The organism is Amycolatopsis sp. NBC_01286, from assembly GCF_035982555.1.
Taxonomy (GTDB): domain Bacteria; phylum Actinomycetota; class Actinomycetes; order Mycobacteriales; family Pseudonocardiaceae; genus Amycolatopsis.
The window spans coordinates 2,881,347-2,904,604 of the sequence record NZ_CP108428.1; the positions used below are offsets into that span (position 1 = coordinate 2,881,347).

Consider the following 23,258-nt stretch of genomic DNA (forward strand, 5'->3'; position numbering starts at 1 on the left):
AGCATGCGGAACGTACTGATCTCGGGCGCGGGCGTCGCCGGCGGCACCCTGGCCTGGTTCCTGGCGCTCGACGGCTGGACGGTGACCGTCGTGGAACGCGCGGCCGGCCCGCGCACCGGCGGCCAGGCGGTCGACGTGCGCGGGGTCGCGCTCGACGTCGTCGACCGGATGGGCTTGGGCGAGCGGCTGCGGGCGAAGCGGACGCGGATGCGCGGGATGTCCGTGGTGGACGGGGCCGGGCAGGAGCTGTACCGGTCCGAGGAGTTCACCCACAGCAGCGGCCGGCTCGACAGCGCCGACTTCGAGCTGCTGCGCGACGACGCCGTCGCGATCCTGCACGAGGCGACCGCGGACCGCGTCGAGTACGTCTTCGGCGACTCGGTCACGGCGTTGACCGAGGACGCGCACGGCGTGCGCGTGGAGTTCGAGCACGGCGGCTTCCGGACGTTCGACCTCGTCGTCGGCGCCGACGGCCCGCACTCGGCGGTCCGGCGGCTGGCCTTCGGCCCGGAGGAGCGCTTCAGCACGCACCTCGGCCAGTACCTGGCGATCTTCCCGGCGCCGAACTTCCTGGGCCTCGAGGACTGGCAGCTGTGGGTCCGGCACGAGGAGACCGGCGGCGCGGTCTACCCGGTGCGGGACAACACCGAGCTGCGCGTGACGCTCGGGTTCGGCTCGGCGCCGCTGCCCCCGATGAGCGTCCCGGAGCAGAAGCGGCTGGTCGCCGAGCAGCTGGCCGGCGTCGGCTGGGAGATGCCGAAGCTGCTGGCCGCGATGGCCGAAGCCGAGGTGTTCTACTTCGACGCGATGGCGCAGATCCACCTGGACCGCTGGTCGGCGGGCCGGGTCGTGCTGGTCGGCGACGCCGGGTACTGCGCGTCGGCGCTGTCCGGCCAGGGCACGAGTCTCGCGCTCGCCGGCGCGTACGTCTTGGCGCAGGAGCTGGGCCGCGCCGGGCACGAGGAGGCGTTCGCCGCGTACGAGCGCCGGATGCGGCCGTTCGTCGCGCTCAACCAGGCGCTGGCCACGGAGAACCCGACCGGTGGACCTTCGGAGGAGTCGCTGGCGCGGGCCAAGAACGCGCTCACGCTCGGTTGAGGAAGTCCACCAGGGCCGCCGACGTGCGGTCCGGCACCTCGAGGTGGGGGAAGTGCCCGACGCCCGGCCAGAACTCCGGCTCGGCGTGCGGGCCCGCCCAGCGCGCGGACGACCTCGCCGTCTCGGGGAGGATGCAGGTGTCGTCGGCGCCGTGCAGCTGCAACGTCGGGGCCGCGATCCGGCGGCCGACGGCGTCGGTGAACCGGCGGCCCTCACCGCGGAACTGCGCGCGGAACGCCCAGCGGTAGTACTCCAGCGCGCTGTGCGCGACGCCCGGCACGAGCATCGCCTGCCGGAACGCCGCCGTGCTCTCGGCGAAGTCCGAAGTGGACCGCCAGGAGTCGCCGGCCCACGCGTCGAAGAGGTCCTCGACGGCTTGGGCGTCTTCGCGGGTCAGCCACTTCTCGGGCGCCATCGGCATCTGGAAGCGGAAGAGGTGCCCGGCCGCGCGGCCCTGGCCACGCCAGAGCGTGCGGGCGATCGACGACCGCAGCGCGAGCGGGTGGGCGCCGCCGATGGCCGTCACCGACGACACGAGCCGGGGGTGCAGCGCGGCGACCGTCCAGGCGAGCATGCCGCCCCACGCGTGTCCGACGAGGTGCGCCCGCCGGGCGCCGAGCGACTTGACCAGCCCGCCGATGTCCCCGGCGAGCGTCCACGCGTCGTAACCCCGTGGCGGCTTGTCCGAGTCGCCGTACCCGCGCAGGTCGACGGCGACCGCGCGGTACCCGGCGTCGGCGAGCGCCTGCAGCTGGTGGTGCCAGGTCCACCAGAACTCGGCGAACCCGTGCAGCAGCACCACGACCGGACCCTCGCCGAGCTCGGCGATGTGCAGCCGGATGCCGTTGGCGGAGACGTCGCGGTGCGCCCACGATCCGTCGATGCGGACGATCGACGGATCGGGGGACGGGTGCAACGAACTCAGTCGCGCGTGGTGGTCAAGTCGGCTTCGGGCGCCTTCTGCGGCTTGAGCGCGGCGGCGGTTTCCTTGACGCTGGCGATGGTCCGCTCCGGTGCCTTGAACTTCTTCACCTTGCGGTAGCCGAGGAACCCGGCCACACCCGCGACCAGCAGCATCAGGAAGAACACGATGCCGAACGCGATCCAGCGGTAGCGCACCCACTCCGCCAGGCCTTCGGCCGCGAAGAAGAACAGGAAGAACGTGCTGTACAGGAAGACCGTCAGCGCGATCAGGAAGTAGACGGCGCCCTTGAGGCCCTTCTTCACCTCGCCGACCAGCTCGGACTTCGCCAGTTCCATCTCGGCCCTGACCAGGGTGGAGATGTGCTGGGTCGCGTCGCCGACCAGGCGGCCGAGGGACTGGTCGCCGGGGACGTCGGTGTCGGAGGACAGCGGGAGGTAAGGCACGGCCCCCACGCCGTCGGGGCCGGTGCGTTCGTGTTTGGGGCTGCTCACCGGGTCATCGTGCCATGACGTCGTGGAGCGGGCGCGGCGGACCGGGCGAGTGTCGGCGATCAATCCATCTCGGCGTGGACCTTGCTCCGCCGCAGGAGCATCACCGCGGCCAGCAGGGACGCGATCCCGGACGCGATCAGCACCGCCGCCTTGGCCAGTTCGCTCGCCTCGGCGGGCAGCGCGAGGTCGGCGATCAGCAGGCTGACCGTGAAGCCCACGCCGCCGAGCAGCGACAACGCGCCGATGTCGCGCCAACCCATGCCCCGCGGCTTCTCGGCGAGCTTCAGCTTCACCGCCAGGAAGCTCGCGCCGAAGATCCCGACGACCTTGCCGCCGAGCAGCCCGGCGAGCACCGCGAGCGGCAACGCCGTCGTGAACACCTTGCCGAGCGAGTCGCCGCTGACCGAGATCCCGGCCGCGAACAGCGCGAAGAGCGGCACGGCGACGGCCGCCGACCACGGCTGCAGCCGGTGCTCCAGCCGCAACGCCGGCGCCTCGGCCTCACCGTCGTCGGCCCGGACGCGGGTGAGCAGGCCCAGCGCGACGCCGGCGATCGTCGCGTGGATGCCCGCGGAGTGCACCGCGACCCAGGTGACGAGCGCGAGCGGGACGTAGATCCACGCCGTCCGGACGCGCTTGTGCTGCAGGAAGGCGTAGAGCGCCAGGGCCACGACGGCGACGGCCACCGCGACCAGGTCGAAGCCGGTCGTGAAGAGCACGGCGATGACGATGATCGCGCCGAGGTCGTCCACCACGGCCAGCGACAGCAGGAACACCCGCGCGCTCGAGGGCAGGTTCGACGCCGTCAGCGCGAGGACGCCGAGCGCGAACGCGATGTCCGTCGCGACCGGGATCGCCCACGCCCGGTCGATCCCCGGCGTCCCCCAGCCGACGCCCAGCGCGACCAGCGCGGGCACGATCATCCCGCCGATCGCGGCGACGATCGGCAGCACGGCCTGCTTGAACCGCGACAGCTCGCCGATGACGAGCTCGCGCTTGAGCTCCAGCCCGGCGACGAAGAAGAAGATCGCGAGCAGGCCGTCCTTCGCCCAGTCGCCGATGGTGAGGTTCAGGTGGAGCAGCTCCGGGCCGAGCCGGAACTCGCGCAGCGCGTGGTAGCTGTCGCGCAGCGGGGAGTTGGCCCAGACCAGGGCGAGCGCCGTCGCGCCGAGCAGGATCATCCCGCCGGTGGTCTCGGTGCGCAGGTAACGCGCGAATTCGCTCAACGGGCGGGACACGGGCGGCTCCTGGGGTCGCTGATCACTGTTGCCGACCAGACTTCCCGGCGCACCTTGACGGTATTTTAATGCCGTTCGTCACCGACCGTTATGGCGGGGACCACACCTTGTGCCGGTGGTGGGTCACACGGTGGCCTCATAACATGCGAACGGACAACGAAGTCCAGACAAAGGATGACTCAGTTGTGAGCACCTCCACCGAGGTCCAGCAGGACAAGAGGTTCTTCGGGCACCCACGAGGGCTGGCGAACCTCTTCGGCGTCGAGATGTGGGAGCGCTTCTCCTACTACGGGATGCTCGGCATCCTGCCGTTCTACCTGTACTACGCGATCGACCAGGGCGGGCTCGCGCTGCCCAAGGCGCCGGCGCTCGGCATCGTCGGCGCGTACGGCGGCCTGGTCTACCTCGCGACCGTGCTCGGTTCGTGGGTCGCGGACCGGCTGCTCGGTTCCGAACGGACGTTGTTCTTCAGCGCCGTGCTGATCATGGTCGGCCACATTAGCCTGGCCGTGATCCCGGGCGTCGCGGGCCTCGGCGTCGGCCTCGCCTGCGTCGCGGTCGGCAGCGGCGGGCTCAAGGCGAACGCCACCGGCATCGTCGGCACGCTCTACGCGCCGGACGACGAACGCCGTGACGCCGGCTTCACGATCTTCTACATGGGCATCAACCTCGGCGCGTTCGTCGGGCAGATCCTCACCGGCCTGGTCTGGGACCAGGCGGGCTTCCACTTCGGCTTCGGCCTGGCCGCGATCGGCATGGCGCTGGGCCTGGTCCAGTACACGCTGGGCCGGCGCAACCTGCCGGACAAGGCGAACGAGGTGCCGAACCCGCTGCCGTCGTCGAACCGCCTGCTGGTCGTCGCCGGTGTGGTCGTCGTCCTCGCGCTGATCGTCGTGCTGCTGCTCACCGGTGTCGTCCGGGCGGACAACCTCGCCGACGTCGTGCTCTGGGCGGTCGGCGGGATCTCGATCGTCTACTTCGCGGTGATCCTCTCGAGCCGCAAGATCGACGCCGACGAGCGCAGCCGGGTGTACTCGTTCATCCCGATGTTCATCGCCAGCGCCGCGTTCTTCTCGTTGTACCAGCAGATCTTCACGGTGCTCGCGACCTACGCCGACACCCGCCTCGACCGGCGGATCTTCGGCTGGGAGATGCCGATCCCGTGGGTCGGCTCGGTCGGCCCGGTGTTCGTCATCCTGTTTTCGCCGCTGTTCGCGCTGATGTGGACGAAACTCGGGACGCGGCAGCCGTCGTCGCCGATCAAGTTCGTCATCAGCACGATCATCATGGGCGTCGCGTTCCTGCTGTTCCTGCCGTTCACCGGCACCGGCCAGAACGGCACGCCGCTGATCGCGATGGTCGGCGTGCTGGCCGTGTTCACCCTGGGCGAGCTGGGCTTGTCCCCGGTCGGGCTGGCGCTGGCCACGAAGCTGGCGCCGAACGCCTTCCGCACCCAGATGGTGGCGCTGAACTTCCTGTCGATCTCGTTCGGCACGGCGATGTCGGGCAAGCTCGCCGAGTTCTACTCACCCGAGCACGAAGGCGCGTACTTCGGCACGGTCGGCGGCGTCGCCATCGTCATCGGCGTCCTGCTGTTCGCGGCGTCGCCGTTCATCCGCCGGATGATGAAGGGCGTGCACTAACCGATCGTGACGCCGAACAACACCCCGACGAAGTAGGTCACCACCATCGTGAGGGCGCCGACACCGACGTTGCGGAGGATCGCGCGCCCTACGTGCGCGTCGCCGAGCCTCGCGCTGACCCACCCGGTCAGCGTGAGGCCGACGACGACCGCGGCCGCGCACGCCCACACCCGCAGCGAGACGCCGGTCCAGGCGATGGCCAGCAGCGGCAGCAGCGCGCCGACGGAGAACGCGATCAGCGACGCCCACGCCGCCTGCCACGGGCTGGTCAGGTGGCCCGGGTCGATGCCGAGCTCGGCTTCCGCGTGCGCCTGCAGCGCGTCCTTTTCGGTCAGTTCGCGGGCGACCTGCCGCGCCAGCTCGGGCGAGAGGCCCTTCTGCCGGTAGATGTCGGCGAGCTCGTGCTCCTCGGCCTCCGGCATGGTCGTGAGTTCTTGTTTTTCCAGCCGGATCAGGGCCTGCTCGGTGTCGCGCTGGGTGCTCACCGAGACGTACTCGCCACCGGCCATGGAGAAGGCCCCGGCGACCAGCCCGGCGATCCCGGCGGTGAGGATCGTGGTGCGTTCGGCGGTCGCCCCGGCCACCCCGACGACGATGCCCGCGACGGACACGATCCCGTCGTTCGCCCCGAGAACCCCGGCCCGCAGCCAGTTCAGCTTCCCGCCGACACCTTCGTGCGGCTCGTGGGGATGCGTTTCGATCACCCGGCAAGTGAAACACGAAAGACGTTCCTGAGAGAGTCCTCAGTGGACTTCTCGCTTAGCGGGACATTCGGTCATGATGGGGGCATGGACGAGCAAGTGTGGCAGCCCCTGCTCACGGTCGAGGGCCTGCCGCTCCAGGGCGGCGAGGGCCGGTTCCGGCTGCTGGAGAGCGCGGACTCGGGGCTGGCGTACTTGATCCACTACCCGGCCGGGGTGTCCTCACCTGCTCATTCGCACGACCACGACTCGATCGTGTACGTCCTGTCGGGTCGTCTTCGGGGCGTGGTCGACGGAGTGGAGTCGATCCTGGAGCCGGGGGATTCGGCGGTGCACCCTCGCGGGGTTCCGCACCAGGTGGAGGCCCTGACGGACGCGATGTGGGTGGAGTTCAAGTCCCCGCTGCCGACCCGCCCCCCGATCGCCTGACCCCCGCTGGCCCAGCTCCCGTCCCGGCTCCCGTGTCGACCCCCTGATCACGCGAGTCGACCCTTCAGTCACGCGTGTCGACTGTCCAGTCACACGAGCCGACTGTCTCGGTGTCCGAGCCGACCCTCCAGGTACGCGAGTCGACCCCTCGGGTGCGTGAGCCGACCGTCCAGGTGCACGAGCCCGACCGCGCAGTTACGTCAGCAGACCGTCTCGGTGCGCGAGCCGAGCATCCAGGTGAGCGGGCCGACCGCACCGTCACGTCAATCGACCGTCGCGGTGCGCGAGCCGACCCGTCGGCCACCGTTTCAAGTGTCTGCCGGTACCGGAATTCGAGCGGCCACGCAAACGTCCATCCACAGTCGCGCAAGTTGTCCACAGATCGCTGAGCGGCCGTTTTCGCAGGTGGGGGCCGGTAGACTGGAACAGGGGACGCCCCCCAAGGGAAGGGTGGGGGGCGCCCTTCGGGCGTCGCGGCCGCCGCAAAACCGCGGAAGGGTGCGGAAGGCGGAAAGGTCCGGAAAGCGGAAACGCCCGGCCCCGCCAATGCGGAACCGGGCGCTTCCTGGAGAGAAAGCTGAAACTCAGGCGTCCAGCTCGGCGAGGGCCTGCTTGGCCTTCTCGAGCTCGGCCTCCAGCGCGGCGACCTTCGCGGCCTGCGCCTCGCGGGCCTGGTTGATCACCTCGTCGATCGGGCCGGACAGGTCGGCGTGCAGTTCCTTCGCCGCGCGCGACACCGCGGCGGCGGGGATCTCCAGGCCCTTCGCGACCCACTTCGAGCCGTTCTTCAGCTCGGCCTGCCACTCGCCATCGGCGGTGCCGGTGACGGTCAGGATCAGCTCGACCGTGCGGGTCTTCTTCGCCGTCGACGCGGTCGCCGCACCCTTCGGGCGGCCTCGCTTCGGCTTCGGTGCCTCTTCGGCGGCGGGCTCAGCGGAAGCAGAGTCCTCCGAAGGAGCGGCAGCCTCCGAAGAAGCAGCGCCCTCCGAAGAGGTGGACGCGGACTCGGTGACGGTCGTCGCCTCGTCAGTGGCAACGGCGGGCGCCTCAGGGGTCGCCGAAGCCGTTTCCTCGTCGTGCGTCAGGACATCCACGGTCATCGTCGTGTCGTCTCCTTGCCCGGGAAGGGGGTGTGGTTCGCGGCACAGTGTAGAACATGCGTTCGAAGTGCGCCGCTCGGGGGGTTCATGAAAGAGCCCTCCCGGCGCGAAGCCGGAAGGGCTCTGACACGCAAGACGCTAGCTCACTCCTCGGACTTGCCCGTCTGCAGGCCCGACGAGATCAGATCCATCACCGTCGAGTCGGCCAGCGTGGTGACGTCGCCGACCTGCCGGTTCTCCGCGACGTCGCGCAGGAGGCGGCGCATGATCTTGCCCGAGCGCGTCTTCGGCAGCTCCGGCACGACCATGATCTGCCGCGGCTTCGCGATCGGCCCGATCTCCTTCGCGACGTGGTTGCGCAGCGCCTGGATGGCCTCTTCGCCACCGTCGACGGCGTTGCCGCGCAGGATGACGAACGCGACGATGCCCTGCCCGGTCGTCGGGTCGGTCGCGCCGACGACCGCCGCCTCGGCGACCGTCGGGTGCGAGACGAGCGCCGACTCGACCTCGGTCGTCGAGATGCGGTGGCCGGACACGTTCATGACGTCGTCGACGCGGCCGAGCAGCCAGATGTCGCCGTCGTTGTCGTACTTCGCGCCGTCACCGGCGAAGTAGAAGCCCTGCTCCTTGAAGCGCGACCAGTACGTCTCCTCGTAGCGCTCGTTGTCGCCCCAGATGCCGCGCAGCATCGACGGCCACGGCTCGTCGAGCACCAGGTAACCGCCGCCGCCGTGCGGGACTTCCTGAGCCTGGTCGTCGACGACCTTCGCGGAGATGCCCGGCAGCGCCTTCTGCGCCGAGCCCGGCTTGGTCGAGGTGACGCCCGGCAGCGGCGAGATCATGATCGCGCCGGTTTCGGTCTGCCACCACGTGTCGACGATCGGCGCCTTGCCCGCGCCGATGTTCTCGCGGTACCAGATCCACGCCTCGGGGTTGATCGGCTCGCCGACCGAGCCCAGCACCCGCAGCGACGACAGGTCGTACTTCTCCGGGATTTCCGCGCCCCACTTCATGAACGTGCGGATCAGCGTCGGCGCGGTGTAGTAGATGGAGACCTTGTGCTTCTGGATGATCTCCCAGTGCCGGCCCTCGTGCGGGGTGTTCGGCGTGCCTTCGTAGACGACCTGCGTGACGCGGTTCGCGAGCGGGCCGTAGACGATGTAGCTGTGGCCGGTGATCCAGCCGATGTCCGCGGTGCACCAGTAGACGTCTTCGCCGGCCTTGTGGTCGAAGACGTTGTGGTGCGTGTACGCCGTCTGCGTCAGGTAGCCGCCGGAGGTGTGCAGGATGCCCTTCGGCTTCCCGGTGGTGCCGGAGGTGTAGAGGATGAACAGCGGGTGCTCGCTGTCGAACGCCTCGGGAGTGTGCTCTTCGGACTGTCCGCCGACGAGCTCGTGCCACCAGAGGTCGCGGCCGTCGGTCCACGGGACGTCGCCCTCGAGCTGGTCGCCGGTGCGCTGCACGACGATGACCTTCTCGACGCTGTCGGCGCCTTCGAGCGCTTCGTCGACGTTGGCCTTCATCGGCGCGGCCTTGCCGCGGCGGAACTGGCCGTCCGAGGTGATCACGATCTTCGCGGCGGCGTCGTCGACGCGGGCGCGCAGCGCGGTCGGGGAGAAGCCGCCGAAGACGACGCTGTGCAGCGCGCCGATCCGGGCGCACGCGAGCATCGCGAAGATGGCCTCGGGGATCATCTGCAGCTGGATCGCCACGACGTCGCCGGCGGTGACGCCGAGGGACAGGAGGGCGTTGGCGGCCCGGGAGACCTCGGTCTTCAGCTCGGCGTAGGTGATGTCCCGGGTGTCACCCGGCTCGCCGACCCAGTGGATCGCGACCTGCTCGCCGTGGCCGGACTCGACGTGCCGGTCGACGCAGTTGTACGCGACGTTCAGCTTGCCGCCGACGAACCACTTCGCGAAGGGCGCATTGGTCCAGTCCAGTACCGTGGTCCACTTCGTGTCCCACGTCAGCCGCTCCGCCTGCTTCGCCCAGAAGGCCTCGCGATCGGCGTCCGCCTCGGCGTAGAGCTCGGCCTGCGCGTTGGCCTGAGCAGCGAAATCGTCACTGGGCGGGAAAGTACGGCTCTCGGTGAGCAGGTTGTCCAGGGCTGGGGACTGCTCGGTCATGTTGCAAGGCCTCCTGTAGTGCGCCGATCACCGGCTAGCGGCACGCTAGCGACGTTAGTCCGCCTTGTAAAAGGTTGCACCCACGTTGCCCCGGGGTTTCACCGAGGCAGGCGAGCGCCGGTGACTAAGCGTTCAGTCAGCCGGGCTTTCGCGGCCGGCCACTCCGGCTCGAGCATCGAGTAGGTGACGGTGTCGCGCGACGACCCGTCCGGCCGGATCCGGTGCGCGCGCAGGACGCCTTCGCGAAGCGCGCCAAGTCGTTCGATGGCGCGTTGTGAGCGCAGGTTGCGGATGTCGGTCTCCCACGCGACCCGTTGCGCGTCAAGGGTTTCGAACGCGTGCGTGAGCAACAGCAGTTTCGACTCGGTGTTCAGCCCGGTGCGCTGCCAGTCCGCGCCGATCCAGGTGTGCCCGATCGAGAGGATCCGGTGCTGCGCCACGACCTGGTAGTACGACGTCGTCCCGGCGACCCGGCCGGAGGCGGCGTCGAGCTGCGCGAAGGGCCGCCGGGCGGGGTCGGCCAGCGCGTCCGAGATCATCCGTTCGGCGGCCGGGACATCCAGCGGCTGCCGGATGCTGAGCCAGGCCCAGATGCCCGGGTCGGCACCGGCCTCGAACAGGCCCTTGGCGTGGTCGAGCGTCAACGGCTCCAGGCGGACGTACTCACCGGACAGGGTCGGCAGGGTGCTCCAGTCACTCACCGGACCACCGTAAGGCGGCCAGTGGCTGTTCGTGATAGCCAATTTCGGAGCAATTCCAGAGTCCACTTCGGCGTTGCCTATGCTCGGCCGACCACGACCGAAGGGCGAGAACGATGGCCGAAGAGCGGGAAGAGCTGAGCTGGGAGCTGTTCGGCACGGCGGCGCGTGAACTGGCTCACACCGTCGCCGACGACGGCTTCGCGCCCGACCTCATCCTGTCCATCGCCCGCGGCGGCCTGTTCGTCGCCGGCTCGCTCGGCTACGCGCTCGACGTGAAGAACCTGCACGTGATGAACGTCGAGTTCTACACCGGCGTCGACCAGCGCCTCGACCTGCCGGTGATGCTGCCGCCGGTGCCGAACGCCGTCGACCTCACGAGCAAGAAGGTGCTGATCGCCGACGACGTCGCCGACACCGGCGCCACCCTCAAGCTCGTCCGCGACTACTGCCTCGACCACGTCGCCGAGGTGCGCTCGGCCGTCGTCTACGAGAAGCCGCACTCCACCGTGAAGTGCGAGTACGTCTGGCGCCACACCGACAAGTGGATCAACTTCCCGTGGTCGGTGCTGCCGCCCGTGGTCAAGCGCGAAGGACAGGTTCTCGACGCATGAGCGACCCGCTGAAGCCCCTGCTCGACCTCGAAGGCGTGGCCGCGGCGGCGAAGTCCGCGCAGGACGCCGTGTTCGCGGTGCACCGCCTCCCGGCGAACCTGCGCGGGGGTGCGGCGACCGCGAGCGAAGCCTCGGTCCGCGCGGCGCGCGCGTCCGCCGGGATCGAAGGCGCCAACCCGGAACTGCCGGCCGACGGTGCGGTGGCCGACCCGGTGCTGGCGGGTGCGCTGCGCGTCGCCGAGACGTTGGAGACGCTGCTGCCGACGTGGCGCCGCGCGCCCATGCAAGCGTTGGCCCGCATGCACGTTCTCGCCGCGGCGGACCTCGTCAGCGACCCGGATGCGTTGGGGCGCCCGCATTCCGGTGGTGGGCGGCTGGAGATGCTGGCGCAGCTGGTGACCGGCGCGACGTCGGTGCCCGGGCCGGTCCTGGCGGCCGTCGTGCACGGGGAACTGCTGGCGCTCAAGCCTTTCGGCAGCGCGGACGGCGTCGTGGCGCGGGCCGCGGCCCGGCTGACGATGATCGCGACGGGCCTGGACCCGAAGGCGCTGAGCATCCCGGAGGTCGCGTTCTTCCGCCGCGTGCCGCGTTATCTTGAAGCGGCACAAGGATTCGCGAGCGGGACGTCGGAAGGCGTCCGCGCGTGGCTGCTCTTCAACTGCGAAGCGTTCGAAGCCGGTGCGCGCGAGGCGAAGAGCATCTCGGACGCGGCCTCTTAGCTGAGCACGGCGTCCAGCAGGCCGGGAAACCGCGCCTGCAGGTCGTCACGCCGTAGTTCGACCCAGCGCCGGCGTCCGTCGACGAACGTCGTCGTCAACCCCGCTTCGCGCAGCACGCGCCAGTGGTGCGACAGCGTCGCCGCCGTGATGTCAACGTCGTACGCCTCGAGCGAGCAGCTGCGCGGCTCCGTCACCGTCGACAGCTCACGGATGACCTCCAGGCGCACCGGATCGGCGAGCGCCTGCAGCACCGTCACGATCTCGATCGCCTCGCGCGCCGGTTGAGGCAGCGTCCTGGTCACCGTGATCTCCCAACAGTTGGATCGTTTGACAACGATCGAAGTGTAGCTCCATCATGACCGTATGACGATTCGACGATCATCTAATGATCGGCTGGGGATCCTGCTCGTCCTCGCGGTGGGCACGTTCACCGTCGGCACCGACGGGTTCGTGCTCAACGGCCTGCTACCGGTCATCGCCGCCGACCTGCACGTGACGGAGTCCGTCGCGGGCCAGCTCACCACCCGTCTTCGCCCTGACGTACGCGGTCGCGTCACCGCTCATCGCCGCGTTCACCGGCGGCTGGGACCGCCGCCGGCTGCTCGCGGGCGGCATGGCGCTGTTCACCGTCGGCATGGCCGGGCAGGCGCTCGGGACGTCGTTCGCGGTGGTCGCCGCGGCCCGGCTGCTTGCCGCCGTCGGCGCCGCGGCGTTCCAGTCGAACGCCTACGTCCTCGCCGGGGCGCTCTCGTCCGAGCAACGCCGGGGGCGGGCCCTGTCGACGGTCGCCGCCGGGATGAGCGTGTCGATGGTGCTCGGCGTCCCGATCGGCGTGCTCGCCGGGCACTGGTTCGGCTGGCGCGCGGTGATGTGGGGGATCGGGGTGGTCGCGGTCGTCGTCGCCGCGCTGATCCCGATCATCCCCGAGGTCCGCGTGCCCGCGGCCGGGCTGCGCGAACGCCTCGCCGTCGTCGCCCGGCCGGCGGTCGCCCGCGTCCTGGTGGTGACGGTCTTCGGCACGCTCGCGGCGTTCACCGTGTTCGTCTACCTGCCGGTGCTGGTCGCGCCGGTCGCGAGCGGCGCCGTGCTGTCCTGGGTGCTGGTCGGGTTCGGGCTCGGCCAGCTCGCCGGGACCACGTTCACCGGCCGCGCCACCGACCGTCTCGGCCCGGCCCGGGTCCTCGCGTTTTCGCTGGCGGGCACGGCGGTCGTGCTCGCGGTCGTGGACGTTGCCGTGCTGTCCCTGCCCGGGGCGCTGCTGTTCGCGCTGTTCGCGGGCGCGTTCGGCGGGATGCTGATGGTCCCGCAGCAGCACCGGCTCTTCACGATCGCGCCGGACGTCCCGACCGTCGCGCTGGGCGTGAACGGTTCGGCGATCTACGTCGGCGGCGCGCTCGGCTCGGTGCTCGGCGGCGTCGTGCTGGCCGACGCGGGCCCGGGGTGGGTCGGGCCGGCCGGCGCGCTCGCTGCACTGGCCGCCCTCGCGCTGGGCGTCAACCCAGCTTCGCGGACCACTTCTCCTCGATCCGCCCGAAGCGCCACACCGCCAGTGCGATCACCCAGGTGAGCACGAACAACCCGACGATCGCGAACCCGACGTAGTCCAGGTCGACCGACGCGATCGCGGCCAGCGGCCCGGACGTGATGTCGAGCTTCTCGGCGAGGATCGACACCAGCTCGATCGTGCCGATCAGCAGCGCGACGGCGACCGACAAGGCCGTCACCGTGAGGTTGTAGAAGATCTTGCGCACCGGCTTCGCGAACGCCCAGCCGTAGGCGAAGTTCATGAAGCAGCCGTCCACGGTGTCGAACAGGCTCATCCCCGCGGCGAACAGGATCGGCAGCACGAGGATCGCGTACCAGGGCAGGGCGAACGTCGCGGCGCCCGCGGCCAGCACCAGCAGGCCGATCTCCGTCGCGGTGTCGAAGCCCAGCCCGAAGAGCAGGCCGACCGGGTAGATGTGCCACGGCTTGCGCACGGCCTTCGTCGCCCCGCGCAGCAGCCGGTTCATCAGGCCCCGGTTGTCCAGCTGGTGCTCCAGCGCGGCTTCGTCGAACTCGCCGCGGCGCATCCTCTTGAACACCCGCAGGATCCCGACGAGCACCACGAGGTTGAGGATCGCGATCACGTACAGGAACACGCCGGACACCGACGTCCCGATGAGGCCGGTGGTCCGGTGCAGCGTCGAGGAGTCGTCCTCGACCTGCCCGGCCAGGGCGCGGACGCCGAGGGAGAGCAGGAGGCACAGCACGAAGACGATCGTCGAGTGCCCGAGGGAGAACCAGAAGCCGACCGACAGCGGCCGCTGGCCGTCGGCCATCAGCTTGCGGGTGGTGTTGTCGATCGCGGCGATGTGATCGGCGTCGAACGCGTGCCGCATGCCGAGCGTGAACGCCGTGACGCCCAGCCCGATCCCGAACACGCCGGAGGTGCCCAACGCGTAGTGCTGGGGTGCGACGAAAGCCGCCAGCACCACCCAGCCCACGACGTTCAGCAGCAGGATGAACCCGGCCATCCCGCCCACGGAGACCCATTCACGGCGTGAAAGCCGCGAACCGGTCGCTTCGAGCACGCCCATCGTCGCCACCCGCCTTCCCTCATCTGAGAGGTTAGACAGGTGAACAGATGAACGGCAATCAGTCTGTGACAGCCGAGGCTTCGCCTCGGGCCGGGGGCTCCGCCACCCGGAACCCCCTAACCGCGTCCTAGCTGGCGCGCGCCCGCACCAAGTCCAACGCCTTGCGAACGTGTCCGCCGGACGTGTGGAGCGCCTTCGCCGCGCTCGTGACGTCCGCCCCGGACAGCAGGTGCACCAGCGCCACCTTGAGGTCGCCCCCGGCCTCGGTGAGCGCGTCGGAGCAGTCCGCCATCGTCATGCCGGTGGCTTCCTGCAGGATGCGGATGGTCCGGCCGCGCAGCTTCGCGTTGGTGGCCCGCATGCTGACCATCAGGTTGGAGTAGGTCCGGCCGAGCTTGATCATCGTCGCCGTCGAGAACGACGTGAGGATCATCTTCTGCGCCGTGCCCGCCTTCATCCGGGTCGAGCCGGCGATCGCCTCCGGCCCGGTGTCGACGGCGATGAGCACGTCGACGCCCGGCGGCTTGGCGGCCTTCGCGTTGCCCGAAACCAGCCCGGTGCGGGCCCCCTGACGCGACGCCGCGAGCAGCGCGCCCAAGACGTACGGCGTCCTGCCCGACGCCGTCAGCCCCAGCACGAAGTCGCCCGGCTGGACCATGGCGGCCATCTCGGCCGCGCCCGCCCCGTCGTCGTCCTCCGCGTTTTCGACGGCCTGGCGCAGGGCGCGCTCGCCGCCGGCGTGGTGCGCGATGAACCAGTCACCCGGCACGTTGAACGTCGGCACCAGCTCGGCCGCGTCCAGCGTGGCGAGACGACCCGAGGTCCCCGCGCCGACGTAGTGCACCCGGCCGCCGGCCCGCAGTGCCTCCACCGCGTAGTCCACCGCCCGTGCCACCTGCGGCAGCACCGCGGCGACCGCGCCGGCGACCGTGCGGTCCTCGGCGTTGATCGCGCCCAGGATCCCCGCGGTGGACATCAGGTCGATGTCCGTGGTGCGGGGGTTGCGGGTCTCGGTCGGCGAATCGACGTGCACCGCCTGCGTGGGGACGGTCATCATGCGCCTCACATTTTCTCCGGTCATTACTTGCCGGTTTCCCGAGGACGGCGACGACCGTCCGGCCTGACACCCAGGCGGTGCGAGCCGACCGCGTCCCTGGTGGCGTCCAGGGCGTTGACCGACGCGTCCATGTGCCGCTGCGCGACGCCGATGAACAGGCAGTCGATGACGGTGAGCTGGGCGATGCGGCTCGCCGTGGCCCCCGAACGGAAGGTGGTTTCCCGGGCGGCCGTCGTCAAAACGTAGTCGGCGACCTCGGTGATCGGGGAGCGCGGGAAGTTCGTCACGGCGATGGTGATCGCGCCGTGCTCCCGGGCCACCCGCAGCGCCTCGACGGTGTCGGTGGTCGCGCCGGTGTGCGAGACGCCGATCGCGACGTCACCGGGGCTCAGCACCGCGGCCGAGGTGAGCATGATGTGCGTGTCCGACCACGCGAAGCACACGCGGCCGATGCGGTGCAGCTTCTGCTGCAGGTCCGCGGCGACGAACGCGCTGGCGCCCACGCCGTAGACGTCGGAGCGGCCGGCGTTGGCGACGACCTCGATGACGCGCTGCATCGTGGCGACGTCGAGCTGCTCGGCCGTCTCTTCGACCGCGCGCGCGTCGGCGAAGCTGACCTTGCTGATCACGGCGGCCAGGTCGTCGTCCGGGCCGATCTCGCCGCCGAGGTTGCGCGAGCTGCGCGCCTCGGTGCGGGCGGTGTCCGCGGCCAGCGCGATGCGCAGCTGCGGGTAGCCGCCGACGCCGACGGCCTTGCAGAACCGCGTCACCGTCGTCTCGCTCGTGTTGGCGGCCAGGGCCACCTCGGTGATGCTGCGTCTCGCGACGTGCGCGGGATCCTCCAGCACCACCTTGGCCACGCGCTGCTCGGCGCGGGCCAGTCCGGGGAGCAGCGACCGGATCCGCACCAGCGGGCTGGCGTCGGCGTCCCGCACGGCCGTCTGGACCGGTACGGCTTCGGACGGTGCCGTTCCGACTACGGATTCGGTATCAGTCACCGTCGGAAAGTTACTAACCGTTGGCATTTGCGACAAGGTTACCCACACCCTTCGGTACGATCGCAACCCGTCCGTGTCTGCGGATCTCGATTTGCGATTAATCGTTGACCAGAAAGTCGCCAACAGGGTCGACCTTGTTAACGAGGTCAAGCTAACGACTTGGCAACTTAGTGTCGCGACGCAAACGGCTTGGTACCGCTCAGCGGTACACGGATGTCGGCGTTGGGCGACCGAACGGTCACCGTGCGCTCAACTGGAAACCTTCAGCGGTGAAAGCAGACGATTCTCGCTCACCGTCGAGGAGTGCTCGGCCGCGTTCGGTGACTTTCACACCGTCGACCGAAACTCCGCGGCCCGTGTAGTTCGGATCGGTGCCGTAACGCCACCTGAGGCTGATCCCGGCGGCCTGGGGCAGCTTGGCCGTCACCTTCCACCAGGCACGGTGCCCGTGTCCGGAGAGCGACGTCACGTCTCCGGACGGTGCACCCGGCCCGGATACCGATAGCGCGATCGGTTGCCAGTTCACCCCGTCGGTGCTGGTCTGCAGCTGAAGTGGATCGGTGCTTCCCTCGGTGTCCACGAAGGCGTAGAAGGACACGCGAGCTTGATCACTTTGCGTAGTAATGGGGCGGGTACTCAGCGTGGCGACGGCGTTGTTACCCAGCGTGCTCGTCCAGGCGTCCTTCCCGGCGGCCGGCTTGACGGCCATCGCGCGCGCGAGCGACGTCGCCCACACCTGGCGGGCGGTGTTGATCGAGCCCCAGTTGCGGCTCGGGTGCACCCGGTTCGTCAGCAAGATCGCGAACGAGCGCGACTCCGGGTCGATGACCAGCGTCGTTCCGGTGAAACCGGTGTGCCCGGCGGTGACCGGCGAAGCCAGCGCACCCATGTACCAGGGCTGGTCGAGCTCGAAGCCGAGGCCGTGCGAGTCGTCCGGGAACTGCTGGTTGTAGTTGGTGAGCATCAGACGCACGGTGTCCGGGCGCAGGACCCGGTGCCCGCGGTAGCTGCCGCCGTTGAGGATCGTCTGGGCCAGTACGGCCATGTCACCTGCCGTGCTGAACACCCCGGCGTGCCCGGCGACGCCGCCGAGCGACCACGCGTTCTCGTCGTGCACGCTGCCGCGCACCATCCCGCGGGGCGGGTTCGCCTCGAACTCCGTCGCGGCGATCCGGCTCAGCTTCGACGCGGGCGGGTTGTACCCCGTGTCGGCCATGTCCAGCGGCCCGGTGATCCGGTCGTGCACCACCTTGTCCAGCGGCTGCCCGGTCAGCTTTTCGACGATGAAGCCGAGGGTGAGCAGGTTGATGTCGGAGTAGAGGTACGTCGTGCCCGGCTTGTTCTTCAGCGGGCTGTCGAGCACGGCCTGCCGGCGCGACGGGATGTCCGGGTAGCCGGCCCACAGCGAGGGGATCGGGTCGGCGTCGAACCCGGAGACGTGCGTGAGCAGCATCTTGATCGTGATGGCGGCCTTGTCGCCGGTCGCGAACTCCGGGAAGAAGCGGGACACCGGGGTGTCGACGGTCAGCTGCCCGCGTTCGATGAGCTGCAGCACGGCGATCGAGGTGAACAGCTTCGAGATCGACGCCATGTCGAAAATGGTGTCGTTCCGCATCGGGACCTGCTGGTCGGCGGGCAGTTCGGTGCCCGCGGCGTCGGCGTACCGCACTGCGCCGCCGACCGCGTACCGGTCGACGACCACGCCGTCGTGCCCCAGCAGCCCGACCGCGCCGGAGAAGTGCGGGTGCCCGGTGGCGTCCGGCTTCGTCCAGCTCGCCAGGAAGTCCTCGGCGGACTTGATCGGCGCCGGGTCGAGGTTGACGTCCTTCGGGGGCCCGTCGCGCAGGGTCGTCCACGAAGGCGCGAAGCCCTGTTGCGGCCGGTCGAACCGGCCGGCATCGTCATGGCGCCCGGCGGGGGTGGTGATGGCACTGGCTCCCGAGGTCAACGTGGTCAGCGCGACCAGCACTCCGGTGGCCGCGGCGAGGACCTTCCTAGCACGCACGACTCTTCCTCTCAGCGGTAGAGCAGGTGGCGACGGCGGGTGTGGTCGAACGCGGCGAGCTCGGCCCGCCAGGCCCCGGTGACCTCGTCGACGCCCGCACCGGCGTCGATCATGGTCCGGAGCCGGTCGGACCCGGAGAGCTTGTCGATGTAGTTGTCGGGGCGCCAGGCGAACTTGTCCGGGTGCAGCGCCTTCGCCGTGACGAGCATGGCGACCGCGGTCCGGATCGCGTCGAAGGCCCGCGGATCGCTGACGCTCACCTGGACACCGCCGCAGGTCTCGTTGACGAACTTGTTGAACGTCGGCACGAAGTAGATCTCCCGGAACTTCGCGCCGGGCAGGTGGAGCTCCTCGAGCTTCTCCCGCCAGCGCCAGTCGAGCCCGGGCGCGCCGATGATCTCGAACGGCCGCGTCGTCCCGCGGCCTTCGGAGAACACCGTGCCTTCGAACATGCCGGTGCCGGGGTAGACGAGCGCCGTGTCCGGCGTCGGCACGTTCGGGCTCGGCAGCACCCAGCTCAGCCCGGTCTGCGCGAACTGGACGTCACGCTGCCAGCCGCGTACCTGGACGACGTCCAGCTTCGCGAGCTTCACGCCTTCGCCCGGCAGGAACTCTTCGGCGAAGAAGTGCGCGAGCTCGCCGACAGTCATGCCGTGCTGCTGGGCGATCGGCTTCTTCCCGATCCCGGAGGCGAACTTCGGGTCGAGCACCGGCCCGGCGAGCCGTCCGCCGATGGGGTTCGGGCGGTCGAGCACGACGACGGCGACGTCGGTCCGGGCCGCGGCCACCATCGCCGTGTAGAGCGACCAGATGTAGGTGTAGAAGCGCGCGCCGACGTCCGCGATGTCGAACACGAGCGTGGCGATGCCCGCCTTGGTGAACAGCGAAGCGAGCTTCGTCGCGTCGGCGCCGTACGCGTCGTACACGGGCACGCCGGTGCGCGGGTCCGTGTAGTCGCCTTCGGAGCCGCCGGCCTGCGCGCTGCCGCGGAAGCCGTGCTCGGGCCCGAAGGCCGCGACCGGCTTGACGCCGGCCGCGACCATCGAGTCGACGATGTGGTCCCCGTTCAGCAGGACCCCGGTCGGGTTCGACAGCACGCCGAGCTTGCGGCCCTTGAAGGCCTGCCAGCCCTGGCCGGCCAGCTGCTCCGCGCCGGTCAGCACCCTTCCGTGGGTCTGCGTCTGCCCGGGTTGTTCCGGCTGCGCCCGGGCCGAACCACCGGCCAGGACCGGGACCGCGAGGGCGCCCGCGCTCGCGCCGAGGAAGTGGCGCCGGTTCAGGTTCACCAGGTGAGCCCGTGGCCGAACGGGTACTTCACGGTCTGCAGGTCGGCGCCCGCCGGGATGTCGACCGGCAGCTTCCCGACCGGCTTCGTCTCGCCGAGGATGACCTTGGTCAGCGCCTCCAGCGTCGGGTTGATGTAGCCGTAGGTCGCCAGCCAGGTCGGCACGGCGTTCGCGTAACCCGCGTCGTACGGGATCTGCGCGGCGACCGCGACGACCGGCTTGCCGGTGGCCTGCAGGGCCTGGAGCAGCTTGGTCTGCAGCGGGAAGCCGCCGATGTTGTTGGTCAGCACGACCACGAGGTCGACGTTCTTGGCGTTCGCCGCGGCCTGCGCGATCTGGGCGTCGGTCGGGGCCTGCCCGGTCTGGTACGCCGTCGCCGCCGTGCCGTGCGCGGTGAGCTTCTGGGCGAGCGTCGCCGTCGTGGAGACGCCCCAGCCGGTCACGAGCGCCGTCGCGGGCTTCTGCTTGAGCGGCAGGACGCCGGCGTCGTTGGCGATGGCCGTGATGCCGCGGTCGGCGATGTCCTGCGCGGTCTTGAGGTTGGCCGGAGTGCCGACGGTCTTCATCACCCGGTTCGCGTCGACGAACGGCGAGAACAGGATGCCGCGCTTGAACTTCAGCTTCAGCACGCGCAGCACGCTCTGGTCGATCCGCTGCATCGACAGGTCGCCGGTCTTCACGGCGTTGAGCACCGCGTTGATCGCGACGTCCAGGTGCACCGGCATGAGCAGCTGGTCGATGCCCGCCTTCAGCGCGAGCACCGGGATCTCGGCGTCGCTGTGCATTTCCCGCACACCCTGCATTTCCAGTGAGTCGGTGATGACCACGCCGTTGTAACCGAGTTCCTTGCGCAGTTTGCCGGTGATGATCGGCTGCGACAGCGTCGCCGGCTCGAGCGACGGGTCGAGGCTCGGGAACTGGATGTGCGCGCTCATGATCGAGTCGATGCCCGCCGCGATCGCGGCCTTGAACGGCGGCACGTCGATGGCGCGCCACTGCTGCTCGGTGCGGTCGATCCGGGGCAGGCCGGTGTGGCTGTCGGTGGCCGCGTCACCGTGGCCGGGGAAGTGCTTGGCCGTCGCGGAGACGGTCTTCGTCGGGAAGTCCGAGTTCTGGTAGCCCTTCACCTCGGCCGTGACGAACTGGCTCGCGAGGCCGGGCTGCCCGGCGAAGGAGCGGACGCCGATGACCGGGTTCGCCGGGTTCGAGTTGACGTCCGAATCGGGCGCGAAGTCCTGGTTGATGCCGACCGCGCGCAGCTCGTGCCCGAGGACCGTCGCGGCCTTCGTCGCCCGGCCGGTGTCACGCCCGGCCGATACGGCCATCGAGTTCGGGAACTCCGTGGCGGGCGCGCCCATCCGGGTGACCGTGCCACCCTCCTGGTCGGCGCCGACCTGCAGCGGGATGTGCGCCCCGCTCGAGACGGCGGCCTTCTGGAGGCCGTTGGACAGCTTCGCGACCTGGACGGGGTCGTCGAAGTTGTCGCGGCTGTCGTTGTTGAAGTAGATGACGCCGCCCAGGTGGTACTTCTGGACCACCTGCGCTGGAGTGTCGACGCCGAAGTCGGTCTGGTTCTTCGGGTTGACCTCGTCCGCGGACTTGCCGTTCACCCAGGTGACGAACAGCTGGCCGACCTTCTGCTCGAGCGTCAGCCCCCGAAGCGCCTGCGTCGCCGCGGCGTCGGCCTGCGCGTCCGCGCTCACCGCCGGTGCGCTGGCCGCGGTCGCGACACCCACACCGGTGAGGGCGAGCAGCCCCGCGACGGGCAGCGCGAACGCATGGAACCTCCGATTTCGGGTCGTCACGACCAGCCTCCCAGAAAGTTGCGGGCGCCCGGTGTGACGTGAGAAGTCCACTCAGAGGCGCCAATATCGGGAAGCTACTCACCGAATCCTTCGATGTCCATCGACCGACCGCAGCAACGGTCGAGTTCGTACCCGGATCGGTAGGAAATTCGCCGTTCGCAAGATGCGGCTCACCCGAACGGACTGGTGGGAGGGGTGACCCGAACGGCCCAGCCTCGCCTCGCACGGCTTCGTTCCACCGCAGGCGGCTCGGCTCCTGCGCGCCGGGGGCGCTCGTCGACGGCTCCTCCGAGTGGCCGATACCGCGCGCTCGGGCTAGCCATATGACGAGGCGGCGCCCGTGGCCAAAGGCCTACGGGCGCCGCCTGCAAAGCGCGAACATCTCGGGCGACCAAGCGTGCAACTCTGGTCGTACCTACATGGACTCGGCGTGTGGCGTCCCACTACGCAGTCCCTAGACGACGAGCCTCCCGCGGCGCGCTGCGCGTGGGTTCCCGGAGTCCGCGCACGGAGATTCGCCGGGGTGGAACAGGCTTCTCTTCTACCTGTTCCCTGGCCGACCGAACGTCCGCACCTTCTTTCTACGCCGTGAGCCCGGTCACTTCAAGTGCGCGGATGGGTGCACCGGTACAGAGGCTGGATCGGGTGACACGGGCACCCTCAGCGACGGACAATTCGGGGCTGGGCCAAGCAAAGCGGACGCTGTACGGCCGTATGGGTGGCCCGGCCGCCGCTACCGGGTCCGGCGGCGCCGGCTGAGGCCGTACCAGGTCGCCCCGGCGGCCATCGCCCCGACGCCGAGGGCCACCATGCCGGCCGACCGGGTCGGGATCCGGCTGCGCAGCGACATGGGCCGGTCGAACGCCAGGATCGGCCAGCCGCGGTCGAGCGCCTCCCGCCGCAGCAGCTTGTCCGGGTTGACCGCGTGCGGGTGCCCGACGACCTCGAGCAGCGGGATGTCGGTGCTCGAATCGGTGTAGGCGAAACACTCGGCGAGGTCGTAGCCGTGGGTCGCGGCGAGCTGCTTCGCGGCGACGGCTTTGTTGGCGCCGTAGCAGTAGAAGTCGACCTCGCCGGAGTAGCGGCCGTCGACGATCTGCATCCGCGTCGCCACGCTCCGGGTCGCTCCGAGCATCTCCGCGACGGGTGCGACGACCTCTTCACCGGTCGCCGAGAGCACGATGACGTCGTGGCCGTCTTCGCGGTGCTGTGCGATCAGCTCCGTCGCCTCCGCGTACACGAGCGGGTCGACGACGTCGTGCAGGGTTTCCCGCACGATCGCCGAAACCTGCGCGACGTCCCAGCCGGTGCACAGCGCGGAGACCTCCGCGCGCATCCGCTCGGTCTTGTTCTCGTCCGCGCCGGCGAGCGAGAACACCAGCTGCGCGTAGGCGCTGCGCAACGCGGCGCGACGGTTGATCAGTCCCTCCTTCAGCAATGGTTTGCTGAACGCCAGTGCGCTCGAGGAAGCGATGATCGTCTTGTCCAGGTCGAAGAACGCGGCCACCGCGTGCTCCGGGCCCGGCTTCCGGATGCGCGTCGGCGCGCTGATCGGTTCGGCCACGTGTCCAGGATAAGAGCTTGATCGCGACGCGTCCCGTTGATCCACCACAAGCGCGTCGTGTCGCCGGAAAATCCATGACAGGAAGGGACTTTCGACGCGTGATGCCGTTACCGAACTGTGTGCCTCGTCCGCTGGGCTCCCGGGCGTCCGGCGGAGTTACAGTGAGGGAGCCCGGTGTCCAA

General features: G+C 69.8%; 22 protein-coding genes. 6 read left to right on the forward strand and 16 right to left on the reverse strand.

The features are described from left to right. Positions 1-3: 3 nt before the first annotated feature. Positions 4-1,098 carry an FAD-dependent monooxygenase gene (locus tag OG570_RS14080; RefSeq protein WP_326956793.1) on the forward strand — a complete coding sequence of 365 codons (1,095 nt, stop codon included), beginning with the start codon at positions 4-6 and terminating at the stop codon, positions 1,096-1,098. On the opposite strand, the gene OG570_RS14085 is transcribed toward OG570_RS14080, so the two are convergent. Genes OG570_RS14085 through nhaA form a run of 3 tightly spaced genes read right to left on the reverse strand, consistent with a single transcriptional unit; the run spans position 1,085 to position 3,752 of the window. Next, entirely contained in the window at positions 1,085-2,014 is a 930-nt protein-coding gene (locus OG570_RS14085) for an alpha/beta fold hydrolase (protein WP_326956796.1), read from the reverse strand. The two genes, OG570_RS14080 and OG570_RS14085, sit on opposite strands and share 14 nt — an antisense overlap. A gap of 5 nt (positions 2,015-2,019) precedes the next feature. After that, positions 2,020-2,514, reverse strand: a complete 495-nt coding sequence (locus OG570_RS14090) for a phage holin family protein (RefSeq protein WP_326944981.1) — start codon at positions 2,512-2,514, stop codon at positions 2,020-2,022. Positions 2,515-2,573: 59 nt separating this feature from the next. Beyond that, positions 2,574-3,752 carry a Na+/H+ antiporter NhaA gene (nhaA, locus tag OG570_RS14095; RefSeq protein ID WP_326956798.1) on the reverse strand — a complete coding sequence of 393 codons (1,179 nt, stop codon included), beginning with the start codon at positions 3,750-3,752 and terminating at the stop codon, positions 2,574-2,576. Between the two features lie 185 nt (positions 3,753-3,937). Between nhaA and OG570_RS14100 the strand changes: the two genes are divergently transcribed. Next, a complete protein-coding gene (locus OG570_RS14100) occupies positions 3,938-5,395 on the forward strand; it encodes a peptide MFS transporter (RefSeq protein WP_326956800.1) in 1,458 nt (485 codons plus the stop codon). Here the strand turns inward: OG570_RS14100 and OG570_RS14105 are convergent. Next, positions 5,392-6,099: a VIT1/CCC1 transporter family protein gene (locus tag OG570_RS14105; protein ID WP_326956802.1), complete on the reverse strand. Its 708-nt coding sequence runs from the start codon at positions 6,097-6,099 to the stop codon at positions 5,392-5,394. The genes OG570_RS14100 and OG570_RS14105 overlap by 4 nt on opposite strands. An 84-nt stretch (positions 6,100-6,183) precedes the next feature. Between OG570_RS14105 and OG570_RS14110 the strand changes: the two genes are divergently transcribed. Next, positions 6,184-6,525 (forward strand): cupin domain-containing protein, encoded by a 342-nt coding sequence (locus OG570_RS14110; protein ID WP_326956804.1) that lies wholly within the window; start codon positions 6,184-6,186, stop codon positions 6,523-6,525. 584 nt (positions 6,526-7,109) lie between these two features. Here the strand turns inward: OG570_RS14110 and OG570_RS14115 are convergent. From OG570_RS14115 to OG570_RS14125, 3 genes are all read right to left on the reverse strand, one after another. Then, the gene (locus OG570_RS14115; RefSeq protein ID WP_326944976.1) at positions 7,110-7,625 is read right to left on the reverse strand and encodes a DUF6319 family protein; all 516 of its coding nucleotides are present in this window, start codon (positions 7,623-7,625) and stop codon (positions 7,110-7,112) included. A gap of 143 nt (positions 7,626-7,768) precedes the next feature. Continuing rightward, positions 7,769-9,751 (reverse strand): acetate--CoA ligase, encoded by a 1,983-nt coding sequence (gene acs / locus OG570_RS14120; protein WP_326956806.1) that lies wholly within the window; start codon positions 9,749-9,751, stop codon positions 7,769-7,771. 98 nt (positions 9,752-9,849) lie between these two features. Continuing rightward, positions 9,850-10,452: a GNAT family N-acetyltransferase gene (locus OG570_RS14125; RefSeq protein ID WP_326956808.1), complete on the reverse strand. Its 603-nt coding sequence runs from the start codon at positions 10,450-10,452 to the stop codon at positions 9,850-9,852. A 113-nt stretch (positions 10,453-10,565) separates the two neighbouring features. Between OG570_RS14125 and OG570_RS14130 the strand changes: the two genes are divergently transcribed. Beyond that, positions 10,566-11,063 carry a phosphoribosyltransferase gene (locus OG570_RS14130; protein WP_247058852.1) on the forward strand — a complete coding sequence of 166 codons (498 nt, stop codon included), beginning with the start codon at positions 10,566-10,568 and terminating at the stop codon, positions 11,061-11,063. After that, the gene (locus OG570_RS14135; protein WP_326956810.1) at positions 11,060-11,782 is read left to right on the forward strand and encodes an oxidoreductase; all 723 of its coding nucleotides are present in this window, start codon (positions 11,060-11,062) and stop codon (positions 11,780-11,782) included. Before OG570_RS14130 ends, OG570_RS14135 begins: the two co-directional genes overlap by 4 nt. Here the strand turns inward: OG570_RS14135 and OG570_RS14140 are convergent. Both OG570_RS14140 and OG570_RS14145 read right to left on the reverse strand, forming a co-directional pair. Next, positions 11,779-12,084, reverse strand: coding sequence for an ArsR/SmtB family transcription factor (locus tag OG570_RS14140; RefSeq protein ID WP_247058850.1), 306 nt, complete (start codon positions 12,082-12,084; stop codon positions 11,779-11,781). The genes OG570_RS14135 and OG570_RS14140 overlap by 4 nt on opposite strands. 163 nt (positions 12,085-12,247) lie before the next feature. Then, on the reverse strand, positions 12,248-12,397 hold the full coding sequence (locus tag OG570_RS14145; protein ID WP_326956813.1) for a hypothetical protein: 150 nt from the start codon (positions 12,395-12,397) through the stop codon (positions 12,248-12,250). Between OG570_RS14145 and OG570_RS14150 the strand changes: the two genes are divergently transcribed. Further along, entirely contained in the window at positions 12,345-13,349 is a 1,005-nt protein-coding gene (locus tag OG570_RS14150) for an MFS transporter (RefSeq protein WP_326960018.1), read from the forward strand. The two genes, OG570_RS14145 and OG570_RS14150, sit on opposite strands and share 53 nt — an antisense overlap. Here the strand turns inward: OG570_RS14150 and OG570_RS14155 are convergent. From OG570_RS14155 to OG570_RS14185, 7 genes are all read right to left on the reverse strand, one after another. Next, on the reverse strand, positions 13,276-14,361 hold the full coding sequence (locus OG570_RS14155) for a HoxN/HupN/NixA family nickel/cobalt transporter (protein ID WP_326951697.1): 1,086 nt from the start codon (positions 14,359-14,361) through the stop codon (positions 13,276-13,278). The genes OG570_RS14150 and OG570_RS14155 overlap by 74 nt on opposite strands. 127 nt (positions 14,362-14,488) lie before the next feature. Beyond that, entirely contained in the window at positions 14,489-15,418 is a 930-nt protein-coding gene (locus OG570_RS14160; RefSeq protein ID WP_326944969.1) for an N-acetylmuramic acid 6-phosphate etherase, read from the reverse strand. A 23-nt stretch (positions 15,419-15,441) separates the two neighbouring features. After that, positions 15,442-16,443: a MurR/RpiR family transcriptional regulator gene (locus tag OG570_RS14165; RefSeq protein WP_371827597.1), complete on the reverse strand. Its 1,002-nt coding sequence runs from the start codon at positions 16,441-16,443 to the stop codon at positions 15,442-15,444. A 211-nt stretch (positions 16,444-16,654) separates the two neighbouring features. Further along, positions 16,655-18,385 carry a serine hydrolase gene (locus OG570_RS14170; RefSeq protein ID WP_326960020.1) on the reverse strand — a complete coding sequence of 577 codons (1,731 nt, stop codon included), beginning with the start codon at positions 18,383-18,385 and terminating at the stop codon, positions 16,655-16,657. Between the two features lie 47 nt (positions 18,386-18,432). Continuing rightward, positions 18,433-19,707, reverse strand: a complete 1,275-nt coding sequence (locus tag OG570_RS14175; protein ID WP_326956815.1) for an exo-beta-N-acetylmuramidase NamZ family protein — start codon at positions 19,705-19,707, stop codon at positions 18,433-18,435. After that, positions 19,704-21,461, reverse strand: coding sequence for a glycoside hydrolase family 3 protein (locus OG570_RS14180; protein WP_326960022.1), 1,758 nt, complete (start codon positions 21,459-21,461; stop codon positions 19,704-19,706). Before OG570_RS14180 ends, OG570_RS14175 begins: the two co-directional genes overlap by 4 nt. Positions 21,462-22,245: 784 nt before the next feature. Further along, positions 22,246-23,076: an HAD family hydrolase gene (locus OG570_RS14185; RefSeq protein ID WP_247058844.1), complete on the reverse strand. Its 831-nt coding sequence runs from the start codon at positions 23,074-23,076 to the stop codon at positions 22,246-22,248. Positions 23,077-23,258: the final 182 nt, after the last annotated feature.